Raw genomic sequence first — 12581 nt, 5'->3', positions numbered from 1 at the left:
TAAAAATCTGATGCAAAAACTCAACTGGCAAAAAATCTATCTCGAGCATTCCCCAAAACTTTTGGGGATTTGTCGCAGATATATCGCAGATCTACCAACTGCGGAAGATATTGTGCAGGATAGTTTTATCACAGCAATGCAGAAAAACCACCAGTTGAAAGATGAAAAAGCAGTTTTTAGATGGCTTAAAAAAATTGTAGTCAATAATGCTTTACAGGTTATTCGAAAAACGAGCAAGGAAACATTTATTACTACAGAAACATCAGAAATCCCGGATATATATACCGAAATGAATACAGCAACTTTCGACGAGAAAAAAAATATTTTAGCATACGATTTTACTCAGGAACAACTGTTGAAGTCCATCGATAGTCTGCCTTCTCATCACAAATCGGTTTTCAATTTATATTATATCGAAAATTATACTCACACAGAAATTTCGAGTATCTTGGAAATTCCCGTCAATACTTCAAAATCGCATCTAATGAGAGCAAAAAAAGCGGTTCAAAACTATTTACTTACTCATTTTCTCAATAAAGAAACTCCGAAAAACAAAACTGCACGGTTATTTATTTTCTTGGGTTTCGGCAATTTATTGTGGGCTCAGACTTTTCAGAGTAAATTTTCAGATTTTACGATCTCTCCTTCCAAAAATTTTGAAATTCCTTCAGAATTTCATGTAAATACAGTTTCGCTTTCATCAAATAATAGCTTCTGGAAACAAAAAGCTGTTATAGGATGTGCTTTCTTTATCATTATTGTAGGAAGTGTATTCTTTTTTAGCCCTAAAAAAAACTTAGTTACCACGAATAATATTCCTGAAAATTTCAAAACTGGAGAAAATATTTCGACTGCAAATCAAAACAACAGTAATATTGATGATAAAATCACAGCTAAAGAAACATCCCAAAGCATTCAGACAAAAGATCAATCAGACAGCAAAGCAAATATCAATTTAAATACTAAAAACCAATCGTCACAAACAAAAAACTTAGTATCTTCAAAAAATATAAATAAAAAAGATTCCGCTGAAACTTCGACTCATAAAGTAATTGTGGTAAAGAAGATTATTCAGAGAGACACCATTTATATCGAAAGATAAACTGATAAACCATGCTTTTAAGAAAAATAATTTTACTTTTTTCTGTTATCGTATTTGCTCAGACCTTTGCACAACGCAAAAAAACAGATACGGTGTATGTTTATGAAAAAGTAATTGTTTATGACACGATTTATCTAGAAAAGGCAATCAGATTAAAACCCGCATTTCTTACGTTTTCACCTTTACAAATTCAGCATAAAGAAATAAACTCAAATCATCAGATCGTTGATAAAACAGAACTTGAAGAGCAGATAAAAAAAACTTCATACACAGGCTTTAAATATGGGATTCAGGGCGGAATTGGTTTTAAAAATGCTAATTGGGCAAAAAATTTCTCCGGTAAACAACAGCAGTTCGGTCAAAATCTAGGTATCTGGATTTCAAAAAGCATTATCAATCCCAATTTTTCATTAATGCTTTCTGCGAATGTTTTTCATTGGAATTCCAAATTCGACTTGGACGCCAATAAAGAAGAAACTTATCTCAACGGATTTTATTTTTCGGAAGACAATCAACCTTTACTTTTTCAGAGATTCAACAACAAACATTTTGAATATGTTTTAGGGCTAAAAGCCTTCTATGAATGGAAAAATATTCGTCCGTCTGTAGGTTTTCTTGCCAATAAAAACATTTACAAAATGCAGTTTTTAGTGCCTGAAAATAATGTCCTAAACAAACTTGATGATTTTAAAAGCAATCAGATCAATCTCGGGTTTTCTTTGGGTATTCAGTACCGGGTTTTCAGCCGTTTCATGATCGATCTGGAATATCAATATTATAAAATCAGGAATCTTTCTTTAAAAAACAGTTCATTTGATTTTGACATTTTTAAGACTAATAATACCTTTGCTGAAAGAAAAATCGTTTTAGGAATTTCTTATGCTATTTCTAAATAATGATGCTCTTAAAGTTTCAAAAATTATGATCTATTTCAAATTTCCTTTTGACGAAAAACTCTATTCCACAGACGAAAATCAGAATACAGCTTCAGTTACTTTCCACTCATTCAACAATGCTGAAAAGACTGAGATTTCAGGAAATATTATTGAAAAAAATCAGTTGGAATTTGATCTTTTAACCATAAATTCAGAAATTTTACCCGAAGATCACCCCCAAATCATCCCGGAAAATAAAGAGGAATATCTTCAAAAGCTTAATGAAGTAATCGAAATTATTAAAGAAAACAATCTTCCAAAATTGGTTCTTTCCAGAAGAAAGTTCATTACAGATTTTAAAACAATTGATCTGAAAAGCAGCTTCAATAATCTTTGTAAAAACTATCCGAACGCTTTTAAATATCTGTTTTTTGATGGGAAAATCTCCTGGATGGGAGCTTTTTCTGAAGTTTTGGGAAAATTCAATAAATCAACCCATGAGTTTGAAACGATGAGTCTTGCCGGAACAATTGCTGTTTCTGACGAATGGACAGAAAAAGAAATTGAAGAACAAAAACCGGTTTCAAGTTACATCAGAAATATTTTAGAGAAATACAATAGTTTGGATTCTATTCAGGAATCTGAAACGTATGATCATATTTCGGGAAATATAAAGCATTTACGCACCGATTTTAAAATAAAAATCAATCCTGAAAATTTAGACCATTTAATAAAAGATCTTCATCCCACCCCTGCGGTTTGCGGAATTCCGAAGGATTTTTGTAAAAAGATCATTGAAAAAGTGGAAAAATTTCCTCGTGAATTGTATGCCGGATTTATCAAGATTGAAACCCAGGATTATATACAGTATTTCGTGAATCTTCGTTGTGCCAGATTATATAAAAATTCTGTTCATCTGTTTGTCGGAGGCGGAATTACCGCCCAAAGCAACCCGGAAAAAGAATGGAAAGAGACAGAGTTTAAATCTGAGGCGGTGCTGAAGAATTTGGTTTTAAATTGTTAAAATTGAAAATTAGTAGTCAACAAAAAACCTCTTCCAAATGAAAGAGGTTTAAATTTTATACTGATAAAGAATTACTTCTTTACGCCAATCTTACTCCATGTATTCAGGATGAAAAGCAAGGCAATGCCCAACAGTCCGCAAGCGATTGAAATTAAAAACTTCATATTGTCTTCAGAGGTAAGTTCTGCCCCTAAATTTCTGCTTAATGCATAACCATTAATGGCAATAATCACGATAAATACAATCAAAAATACTTTATAAAACTTCTGCATGATCTAAAAATTAATATAGTTTGACACAAGCTGTGCAAAATTTGCGGTAAATAATTTAATTGAAATTGCCAGCAGGATAATTCCGAAAACTTTCTGAAGAATTGCCAAAGATGCCTCTCCCATTTTTTTCTCGATCCACTTCGCAGATTTCAGCACCAAATATACGAAAATTGTATTGAGAATGATGCCACAAATAATGTTAATATCATGAAACTCTGCCCTTAAGGACAAAGTCGTTGTTAAAGTTCCTGCTCCAGCCACCAAAGGGAATGCAATCGGGACAATGGAGGCAGATTTTGCTTCGGTGGTTTTATTGATTTCAATTCCTAAAATCATTTCGAGAGCAATGACAAAAATGACAAAAGCTCCGGCAATGGCAAAGGAATTTACATCCACACCGATAAACTTTAGAATCTTATTTCCTACAAAAAGAAATACGATCATAATCAATCCGGCTGTAATCGAAGCTCTTCCCGCTTCAATCTGTCCGAATTTTTGCTGCAAGCTTACCACAATAGGAACAGATCCGATGATATCGATCACCGCAAAAAGTACCATAAAGCTGGTAATAACCTCTTTTATCGAAAAGCTGTCGAATATTTCCATTTCTACGATTGTTAATTTCGCAAAAATATGAATAAAAAATGATTATTTACTAATTACAGAGTATAATTTAACAATATCTTTTAGTAAATCGTTAACAGAGTCTTCTGAACTCAGCGGAGAATACTTTTCAATCTGGATTTTCTGCTGAAGCTCCTGATAGTTTTCTGCAACCGAACTGCCGTTATGTCTTTCAAGAAAAGCCCTGAAATCATCCTTAGAACTTTGGAAATACTGGCTTCTCACTTCCTGGTCCATTTCATCAAAAGTTTCAAAAAACTTCTGATATTCTCCCGAATTTTTAAGATTTTCGAGGTATGCAAAATAATCGGAAATATCTGTTTTTAAACTTTCTCTTATTTCCTGCTCTGTTTCTGCTACAGAACCCAACGGTTTCGGAGTTTGTTTATCCTTAATTATATTTCGGTTTTTTTGCCAATTTCTAAACACCAGATATACTAAAAACAGAACAATAAGAATAGATAGGTTCACCACCAACACATTCCAGTTGAACTTGCTTTTTTCTTTAACCTTGAATGAAGTTGTTTTTAAAACAGGACTGTCAACGGTTTCAAGCAAAGTATTGGTATAATCATTTACTTTTTCTACGGTAGAACGTGCTTCCAGTACTTCATCATGGGAAAATGATGTAAGGTCAAGTTTTTCCTGACCTAAATTTATATATTCCTTTTCCGAAGGGTTGAAGTAAGCAAATGGTTCTGTTTTAACAATAAGATTGCCAGCTTTTTTAGGAATCAAAATATATTTTGCTAAAACTTCACCTTTTAACCCTGTAAGTCCCGGACTTATACGAGTCGTAATTTTTGGTGCAAAAACATCATAATCAGGTGATTCTTCAATTTTAGGAAGATTCAGATCTGCAAGATTTCCTTCTCCTGAAACTTTTACGGTAACATTAACCGGTTTTTTAACCTCAACTTTTTCTTTTGCTGAATGATAGACATCCACCTTAAAGTTACCGACTGCATTTTTAAAACTTTCCGGCGAACCTTCAGGAAGCTTTTTAACGTTAAGTTTTACTTTATTGGAAGCAATTTTATTTTTACTCGAAAATGTATTTACAGAAGCAGAAACCGGAGGAACATCAATATAACCGGCCTCGTTTGGAAAAACCATAAACACCGCAAGAACCTGTGATGCCATATTTCCGAAACCGTAAGGATCTATCTCTGATCTTTTTAAATTAATAGGATGTACGTTGATATTTTCCTGCTCGGGAAGTTTGATATTTTTAACTTTTCTGAGATTGTCGATATTTTTAGAATAAACTCTGAGAACTGCAACCGTAGGCTGATCCTGATACACTTCACGGTCGTCGATCTCCATATTAAGGTACACATCATTGGAAACATTAGCTACAGGCTTCTTTTCAACATCTCTGATGAAAATATCAAACGGTTCGGTTTTGTAGATTTTATTATTAACAGTCACCAAAACAGAGCCGATACGGATTTTACCTTTCTGTTTAGGTTCAAGCGCAATACGGGTGACATATTCATCAATTGCCGTATTTGTTTCGGCGTCTCTCACCCCTTGGTTGAATGATCCGCTGCCGATCATATTAAATTTAGAAAGATCCGGAAGCATTAATTTACTCTGCTGAACGAGATTGTCACCATTTAATTCTAAAGTAATGGTAAGATTTACGACTTCCCTGCCATTGTAATCGGTTTTATCCGGTTTCATGGTAAGTTTTACCTGCCCGTAAGAAATTACAGATAAAAGGGTAAATATTGCGTAAATAATTCTTTGTGTCATCACCAATCTTTCTCGTTGCTTTGCGGCTTTGAATAAGATTTTTCGTTTAAAATTCTTCTGGCAGTTTTTCTTTCTCTGCCGTTGATTGTATCGAGTATTGCTTTTTCTAATTCTTTAGGAAGCTGCTTACCTTTACTACCATTACCTTTGGGTTTAGAATCTTCTCCTTTATCCTGTTGAGGACCATTTCCCTGCTCATTTTTCTGATTCTTGGAATCTCCCTGCTCTCCCTTCTTTTTATCTTCACCACCTCCGTTTTTACCGGATTTGTTCTCCTGCTCCTGTTTTTTGTTTCTCTGTATTTCCTTAAGCTTAAGCTTGGCAATTTCATAATTTTTCCTCGTAGCTTCTTTATAAGGATCCTGTTTCAGAGACTGCTTATAATAATCTGCCGCTTTCTCCGGCTGGTTCATCTGCATCATCGTATTTCCCAGATTATGAAGCGCCGCTGCTTTGTCTGGTAAAGTCTGAGAAAGTTTTTCTGCTTTAGCATACTCTTCCTTGGCTTCCTGATACATTTTCTTTTTATACAGAGCGTTTCCCAAATTATAATGTGCCGTAAAATCACCAGAGTTTGATTTTATGGCTTCCATATATTTTGTAGAAGCACCATCGTAATCATTGGCATCAAATTTCTTATTGCCTTCGTATACTAAGGTCTTGTAACTTCCTTGCCCAAATAATACACCTGAGAACGGAAAAGCAAATATTAACGCCAAAAATACAATTTTAGTATTCATCTCTTGCAAAATTATCCCTTTATATGTTAATAAACAGCGTATTATTTGTTAAAATTGGGTTAAAGTATTATCGGTATATTATCAGATATTAAAATCTCTTTTAGGATTGAAAAGAAAAATAATAAGAAATAGAAATATTGAAACTGCTAAAAAATACTGATAATAATGATTGGCATTCTGGGATTTAACCGATGTGGTTGTATTTGCTACTTTTTTGTTAAGCTCTTCTACAATTCTTTTAGGAGCATCATTCATATTATTCCCGTCAATATAAGCACCGCCAGTTGATTCTGCCATTTTTTTCAATGCTTCGGTTTGTCTTTTTGATACAACTGTTTCACCACTACTATCAAATTTATACCCTTGTAATTGCCCATATAGATAAACAGGAATCGGAGCACCTTCATCCGAACCCACACCGACTGAAGTAATTGTTATTCCTTCTTTATTGGCTAAACGGATTGCTGCATTATCATTTCCTTCATTATCTTCTCCGTCACTGATCAGAACCACTTTCCTTGCTCCTTTGTTTATATTTTTAAATTTGCCTACAGCAGTTTCCATGGCCTGCAAAAAATCAGTCCCTTGAATCGTAATATCTGTTGTCTGAAGATCAGAAATATAAGTTTCTACGCTGCCATAATCAGTGGTTAATGGCATTACAGAGACTGCTTCTCCTGCAAAAATTACAATTCCTATTTTGTCATTTTTAAGCTCATGAATGGTATTAATGATCAGGTTTTTTGCTTGTGTGAGCCTATCAGGACTAATATCTTCCGCATTCATCGAACTGGAGACATCCATCATAAAAATCACATTATTCATTTTCTGGTTAGTCTCAATTTTTTCTGAACCACTAAGAAAATCGATAATTGAAAATATCAAAAATAAAGTTGCAAGAAAATAAAAGGCAGGAAAAACCTTTAAAAATTTAGAGTTTTTATCAAACAAAACTTCATGGAATTTTGGATCTGCAAACAATTCCCTTTTCTTTTTCTTCCATCTCAGAAAACGGATCAGAAAAAAAGACAAAAGCGGCAGAAGCAACAATAACAACAAATACCAGTTATTTCCTAAATACCAATTCATCAGCTTAAAAATTTATAAAGTATCCAACGTAGAAAGGCATCAAAGACCAACATTCCCAAAGCAATCCAAAGAAAAATCTTGAAATATTCTTCATAATTATAATTTCGGGAAACCCGAATATCTGTTTTCTCCAGCTTATTGATATCAGAATAGATTTCTTCAAGCTTGTTTTCCGAATTGGCCCTGTAGTAAATTCCTCCTGTAGTATTTGCAATCTCACGAAGCATATCTTCATCAATAGCAACAGGTTGTTCACGGTAATAGTAACCGAATTCGTCATAATCATAAGGCATTAAAGCATATCCGTTTGTCCCAATCCCGATGCAATATACTTTAATATTATTGTCTTTGGCAAGAACAGCAGCAAGCTGTGGCGGGAAAAGTCCGTTTATTCTTGTATTCTGTCCATCCGTCATCAGAATGACAATTTTACTTTTCGCTTTGCTTTTCATTAAGTGATTTACCGCAACCGCCAAACCATCACCAACAGAAGTTCCGTCTGTCATTTCACGCTGGTTCATGTTTTCGATTTCGTATTTTACTGCATCATGGTCGAAAGTGAGCGGAACTTTCAGAAAAGCTTCCAGCTTATAATTTACCAATCCAAACCGGTCATTCGGGCGCTGGTTTATAAAATCTACCGCAATCTTTTTCAGAACAGCATAACGATCAGGATCAAAATCTTTAGAGAACATACTCAAAGAGACATCTACAGCCAGCATAATATCAATTCCTTTAGTCTCATCCCTATCCTGAGAAACCGAAAAAGTTCTCGGTCTTGCCATGGCAATAATTAATGCAGAAAGAATAATATATTTAGAAATTTTTAAAAGAAAAAGTACCGGCAAAATTCCATTGCTTCCATCCATATTGCTGGTTGTAGGAACTTTGATTCCTTTTTTCTTTTTCTGACTAAAATCCCTGAACAGGAGCGGAATAAACACAAGGAACAGCAGAAAAAACCACGGACTGTAAAACTCGAAATTAAACATCTTTTCTAAGGTTTTCAAATTCTAAGTCGTCTGAAGATCTTTTTACAAAATCCCGTATCTCTGCAAAATCTTTTTCCATTAAATCTTTATCCGGAAAAGTCTTGGCAAACTTCACAAGATCACCCCGTAGAAATACATCTTCTACAATTTTCTCGTTATCTTGGGATATTGTGTTGTTTTGTTTCATTAAAGCAATCAAATCATCTGTCAGCAAAACATCTGCAGGAATCCGGTATTGTTTTGTAATGAATTTCCTTGAAATATCAATCAGTTCTACATAAAAAGAACGGTAATTTCCTTCTTCGATGTATTTTTTCTTCTTTAATAAATCTAATTCCTTCAAAGTCTGATTGGTTGTTACGACAGGTGAACTTTTTTTCTTTTTACCATATTTTACAAACATAATGACAGCAAAAAACAAAGCAATAACCGCTAATGCTGCAAAAATATACCATTTATAAAGTTCCCAATAATCTGTAGCCTCCAGATCAACTTCCTTATTGTTCATAATATCATTGATCTTGTCATCTTTTGTTGCCGTATTGATAACTTCAATTTCGTACGGAATTGTTTTCAGAAGTTTTTCACCAACTTTAAATTCGAGTTCAGGGATTTTAAAAGTCCCTTCCTCATATACTGCAAATTCTATACGTCGTTCATAAGTATTGGCATCTATACCGATACTGTCTTTGATTTCTTCAAAATGAAAAGGCAGTAACTCATTTTTTGGAGCAGTGACAACAGCCCGACTTTTGAGATTTTGGATTTTAATTACCAGCTGATCAGTTTCCCCCAAAGCAAGCGTTTTCTTCTCCAGATTTGAAGAAAGCAGCTGTGAAAAAGAATTTACACAGATAAAAAATGAGAGTAATAAGAATATTTTTTTCAATTTTAAATACTAAGTTTTGGCTCAAGCCTATTTTTTGGTTTTACAATTTAAAGCAGACTAAAATCTGCTCCTATTGGATATTTATTTTTTCTGAAAATAATTATATAATAATTTTGAGTAATCTTCTCCTGTATTTATGTTCATAAATTCTGCTGAAGAATTGGCGAAATCCTCTTCCAGATTTCGCTGTTTCTGTTTCTGAGCTTCTGCAAAAGTATATCTCCATCTTGCACTTGAGGTATTTACCCAAATCTGCTTTCCTGTTTCTGCATCATTTAAAAGTGCATAACCAACATCAGGAATTTCATTGTCTTTTTCGTCGAAAATTCTCATGCCGAGAAGCTGATGTTTTTTGGACGCAACTCTCAGAATTTTAGAATCATATTCATCTTCAAAATCCGAAAGTAAAAACACAAGAGACTTTCTTTTAAAAATCCCCATCATGTATTCTAAAGCTTTATCAACTTTTGAGACTGCAGGAACATAATCTGCGGTCAGAATCTGACTCACCAACGACAAAATATGCTTTCTTCCCTTTTGTGGCGGAATAACTTTATACACTTTATCGGCAAACAGAATCAACCCTACTTTATCATTATTTCCGGCTGCGGAAAACCCTAAACTTGCAGCAATTTCAGCGACGTATTCGCGTTTAAGCTGAGTTTTTGTTCCATAATCCATTGAGGCGGAAATATCCACCAAAATCATCATCGTCAATTCACGCTCCTCTTCCATGACCTTTACGAAAGGTTCACGGAAACGTGCGGTTTTATTCCAGTCTATTCTTCGAATTTCATCTCCGAACTGATAAGGACGAACTTCCGCAAACGTCATTCCCTGTCCTTTAAAAGCACTGTGATATTGTCCCATTAAAGTAGCCTCCGTTTTCCTTCTAGTACGGATTTCTATTTGCTTGACTTTTTTTACAATGTCTTTTATCTGCATAGTCAATTTGAAAATGTGTTAATTTGAGAATTTGAAAATGAGAAAAATGTTGTTAAAATAATTTTCAAATTTCTACATTTTTAAATTTTCAAATTACGATTAAGGTGCCTGGATTTTCGCTAAAATTCTATTTACAATTTCTTCGGCTGAAATCTCTTCCGCTTCCGCCTCAAATGTCAATCCGATTCTATGTCTTAAAACATCCTGCGCTAAAGCTTTTACATCTTCAGGAATTACAAAAGCTCTGCCTTTCAAAAATGCATACGCTCTTGAAGCAATTGCCAAATTGATAGATGCTCTTGGAGAAGCTCCGAAGCTGATGTAATTTTTCAGTTCAGAAAGACCGTATTTTTCAGGGAAACGGGTGGCAAAAACCATATCTAGAATATATTTCTCAATTTTTTCATCCAGATAAATCTGATTGACCAGAGATTTTGCTTCCACAATATTTTGTAGAGAAATAACTTGTTTAATTTCGGGTTGATGCGATGTAGAAACCATTCTCATCACCTGTCTTTCATCTTCAAATTCAGGATAATCAATTTTACATTTCAGCATAAAACGGTCGCTTTGCGCTTCAGGTAAAAGATAAGTTCCTTCCTGGTCAATAGGGTTTTGAGTTGCTAAAACCAAAAACGGTTTTGGTAAAGGCATCGTTTCATCTCCGATTGTCACCTGTTTTTCCTGCATCACTTCCAGAAGAGCAGACTGCACTTTTGCAGGAGCTCTATTAATCTCGTCTGCCAAGACAAAATTGGCAAAAACAGGCCCTTTTTTTATAGAGAAATCATTTTCCTTGATATTGTAAATCATCGTTCCCACCACATCTGCAGGAAGCAAATCCGGAGTAAACTGAATTCTCGAAAACTCTCCATGAACAGCTTCTGCCAAAGTCTTTATGGCCAAAGTTTTAGCCAAACCGGGAACACCTTCCAAAAGCACGTGACCATTTCCTAAAAGTCCTATCAAAAGACGGTCGATCATGTAATGCTGACCGACGATTGCTTTATTGATTTCCTGCCTCAGAAGATTGAAAAAGAAATTTTGTTCTTTTACTTTCTCCGTAAGTTGACGGATGTCTTCTGCTTGATATGAATCTGACATTCTTTAAAATTAAATTAATGGGTAAATTTCTGATAAATCCATGCATTTATCAACACAATAAATGCCATTTTAGAGTTAAAGTTTGTTAAATATTCTGAGATGAATTTTAGACAATCTCAAGACAATTTTCTAAATCATTATCAATGAAACCTTTAATTTCATAAAAATATATAAATTTTTACTGATTGAATCGGTCAATAATTGTCATTTTCAGTTTATTAAACTATTTTTGAAGATTAAAATATTGCAAAATGAATTATCATTTTCAAGCTCACCGACAGGTAAGAAAAAACCTTTTAGATATCCTTCAAAACACTTCTCACGAAGATCTTTTGCTGATTCCGGATGGTTTTAATAATAATATTTATTGGAATATTGCACACACTGTTGCTACACAGCAATTGCTGCATTATTATCTGAGCGGAAATCCTTTCAGAATTGATAAATACTGGATTGAAACTTACAAAAAAGGAACATTACCCAATCTGAATGTACAAAAATCTGAAGTGGAGGATCTTGAATTTCTACTAACCGAAACGTCAAAAACTTTAATGAAAGATTTTGATAATGATTTTTTTTCAGACTATACACCTTATACAACAAGCTTTGGGATGGATTTGAAAAGCATTCAGGATGCAATCATTTTTAACAATATGCACGAAAGTCTGCATTATGGCTATGCCATGGCGCAGAAACGTGCAATTTTAGGAGAAAAGTACTAAGGTTCAAAGTTTAATGTTCAAGGTTTAATGTTCAAGGTTTAAAGTTATGGCAACGGTCAATAAATTCGAAGATTTGGAAATATGGAAATTAGCACGAACTTTATGCAATGACATTTTCGAAATTATTGAAACTACGAATCTTAAAAACAACTTTAGATTAAGCAACCAAATTGATGGCTCATCGGGTTCAATTATGGATAATATTGCTGAAGGATTTGAAAGAAACGGAAATAAAGAATTCATTAATTTTCTTTCAATTGCTAAAGCATCATGCGGAGAAACAAGATCACAGTTATACAGAGTATTGGACAGAAGTTTTATCACTCCTGAAAAATTTGAAATTTTAAGAGAACAGACTGAATTATTGAGCAGAAAAATAGGCTCATTTATAAATTATTTAAAGAATACAGAACTGAAAGGAACAAAGTTCAAATAACAGACAATA

At 33.9% G+C, this 12581-nt stretch carries 14 protein-coding genes; 5 read left to right on the top strand and 9 right to left on the bottom strand.

Going from position 1 to position 12581, the window contains the following annotated elements; translation table 11 throughout:
* Positions 1-10 precede the first annotated feature (10 nt).
* The 3 genes from ACR1PN_RS05690 to ACR1PN_RS05680 are packed head-to-tail and all read left to right on the top strand — an operon-like array spanning position 11 to position 3001.
* On the top strand, positions 11-1102 hold the full coding sequence (locus ACR1PN_RS05690; RefSeq protein WP_433979220.1) for an RNA polymerase sigma factor: 1092 nt from the start codon (positions 11-13) through the stop codon (positions 1100-1102).
* Positions 1103-1113: 11 nt separating this feature from the next.
* Positions 1114-1998, top strand: coding sequence for a hypothetical protein (locus ACR1PN_RS05685; RefSeq protein WP_378175031.1), 885 nt, complete (start codon positions 1114-1116; stop codon positions 1996-1998).
* A gap of 25 nt (positions 1999-2023) precedes the next feature.
* Positions 2024-3001, top strand: coding sequence for a chorismate-binding protein (locus ACR1PN_RS05680; RefSeq protein ID WP_378175034.1), 978 nt, complete (start codon positions 2024-2026; stop codon positions 2999-3001).
* A 71-nt stretch (positions 3002-3072) separates the two neighbouring features.
* On the opposite strand, the gene ACR1PN_RS05675 is transcribed toward ACR1PN_RS05680, so the two are convergent.
* The 9 genes from ACR1PN_RS05675 to ACR1PN_RS05635 form a co-directional block, all read right to left on the bottom strand.
* A complete protein-coding gene (locus ACR1PN_RS05675) occupies positions 3073-3273 on the bottom strand; it encodes a hypothetical protein (protein ID WP_378175037.1) in 201 nt (66 codons plus the stop codon).
* A 3-nt stretch (positions 3274-3276) separates the two neighbouring features.
* The gene (locus tag ACR1PN_RS05670; protein WP_378175040.1) at positions 3277-3879 is read right to left on the bottom strand and encodes a MarC family protein; all 603 of its coding nucleotides are present in this window, start codon (positions 3877-3879) and stop codon (positions 3277-3279) included.
* Positions 3880-3921: 42 nt separating this feature from the next.
* On the bottom strand, positions 3922-5655 hold the full coding sequence (locus ACR1PN_RS05665; protein WP_433979219.1) for a BatD family protein: 1734 nt from the start codon (positions 5653-5655) through the stop codon (positions 3922-3924).
* Complete coding sequence (locus ACR1PN_RS05660; RefSeq protein WP_378175046.1) at positions 5655-6374, bottom strand: tetratricopeptide repeat protein; 720 nt, start codon at positions 6372-6374, stop codon at positions 5655-5657. Before ACR1PN_RS05660 ends, ACR1PN_RS05665 begins: the two co-directional genes overlap by 1 nt.
* 102 nt (positions 6375-6476) lie before the next feature.
* Positions 6477-7484, bottom strand: a complete 1008-nt coding sequence (locus ACR1PN_RS05655) for a vWA domain-containing protein (protein WP_433979218.1) — start codon at positions 7482-7484, stop codon at positions 6477-6479.
* Positions 7484-8476 (bottom strand): vWA domain-containing protein, encoded by a 993-nt coding sequence (locus tag ACR1PN_RS05650; RefSeq protein WP_433979217.1) that lies wholly within the window; start codon positions 8474-8476, stop codon positions 7484-7486. The genes ACR1PN_RS05655 and ACR1PN_RS05650 overlap by 1 nt, the downstream gene beginning before the upstream one ends.
* Positions 8469-9365: a BatD family protein gene (locus ACR1PN_RS05645; protein WP_433979216.1), complete on the bottom strand. Its 897-nt coding sequence runs from the start codon at positions 9363-9365 to the stop codon at positions 8469-8471. The genes ACR1PN_RS05650 and ACR1PN_RS05645 overlap by 8 nt, the downstream gene beginning before the upstream one ends.
* 81 nt (positions 9366-9446) lie before the next feature.
* Positions 9447-10310, bottom strand: coding sequence for a DUF58 domain-containing protein (locus ACR1PN_RS05640; RefSeq protein ID WP_433979215.1), 864 nt, complete (start codon positions 10308-10310; stop codon positions 9447-9449).
* Between the two features lie 99 nt (positions 10311-10409).
* A complete protein-coding gene (locus tag ACR1PN_RS05635) occupies positions 10410-11414 on the bottom strand; it encodes an AAA family ATPase (RefSeq protein WP_433979214.1) in 1005 nt (334 codons plus the stop codon).
* A gap of 251 nt (positions 11415-11665) precedes the next feature.
* Here ACR1PN_RS05635 and ACR1PN_RS05630 point away from each other — a divergent pair, with 251 nt between their 5' ends.
* Both ACR1PN_RS05630 and ACR1PN_RS05625 read left to right on the top strand, forming a co-directional pair.
* Entirely contained in the window at positions 11666-12136 is a 471-nt protein-coding gene (locus tag ACR1PN_RS05630; protein ID WP_378175064.1) for a DinB family protein, read from the top strand.
* Between the two features lie 46 nt (positions 12137-12182).
* The gene (locus ACR1PN_RS05625; RefSeq protein ID WP_378175067.1) at positions 12183-12572 is read left to right on the top strand and encodes a four helix bundle protein; all 390 of its coding nucleotides are present in this window, start codon (positions 12183-12185) and stop codon (positions 12570-12572) included.
* Positions 12573-12581 lie beyond the last annotated feature (9 nt).

Source organism: Chryseobacterium sp. RLHN22 (assembly GCF_051011795.1).
GTDB lineage: Bacteria > Bacteroidota > Bacteroidia > Flavobacteriales > Weeksellaceae > Chryseobacterium > Chryseobacterium zhengzhouense.
Note: the sequence above shows the minus strand (reverse complement) of the source record. Positions and strands in the feature narration are given on the sequence as shown.

Bases quoted from the DNA above. Each gene is read 5' to 3' on its own strand.
- ACR1PN_RS05675 (WP_378175037.1), bottom strand. From the start codon at position 3,273: ATGCAGAAGTTTTATAAAGTATTTTTGATTGTATTTATCGTGATTATT.
- ACR1PN_RS05655 (WP_433979218.1), bottom strand. From the start codon at position 7,484: ATGAATTGGTATTTAGGAAATAACTGGTATTTGTTGTTATTGTTGCTT.
- ACR1PN_RS05685 (WP_378175031.1), top strand. From the start codon at position 1,114: ATGCTTTTAAGAAAAATAATTTTACTTTTTTCTGTTATCGTATTTGCT.
- ACR1PN_RS05635 (WP_433979214.1), bottom strand. From the start codon at position 11,414: ATGTCAGATTCATATCAAGCAGAAGACATCCGTCAACTTACGGAGAAA.
- ACR1PN_RS05650 (WP_433979217.1), bottom strand. From the start codon at position 8,476: ATGTTTAATTTCGAGTTTTACAGTCCGTGGTTTTTTCTGCTGTTCCTT.
- ACR1PN_RS05640 (WP_433979215.1), bottom strand. From the start codon at position 10,310: ATGCAGATAAAAGACATTGTAAAAAAAGTCAAGCAAATAGAAATCCGT.
- ACR1PN_RS05690 (WP_433979220.1), top strand. From the start codon at position 11: ATGCAAAAACTCAACTGGCAAAAAATCTATCTCGAGCATTCCCCAAAA.
- ACR1PN_RS05630 (WP_378175064.1), top strand. From the start codon at position 11,666: ATGAATTATCATTTTCAAGCTCACCGACAGGTAAGAAAAAACCTTTTA.
- ACR1PN_RS05680 (WP_378175034.1), top strand. From the start codon at position 2,024: ATGATCTATTTCAAATTTCCTTTTGACGAAAAACTCTATTCCACAGAC.
- ACR1PN_RS05625 (WP_378175067.1), top strand. From the start codon at position 12,183: ATGGCAACGGTCAATAAATTCGAAGATTTGGAAATATGGAAATTAGCA.
- ACR1PN_RS05670 (WP_378175040.1), bottom strand. From the start codon at position 3,879: ATGGAAATATTCGACAGCTTTTCGATAAAAGAGGTTATTACCAGCTTT.
- ACR1PN_RS05665 (WP_433979219.1), bottom strand. From the start codon at position 5,655: ATGACACAAAGAATTATTTACGCAATATTTACCCTTTTATCTGTAATT.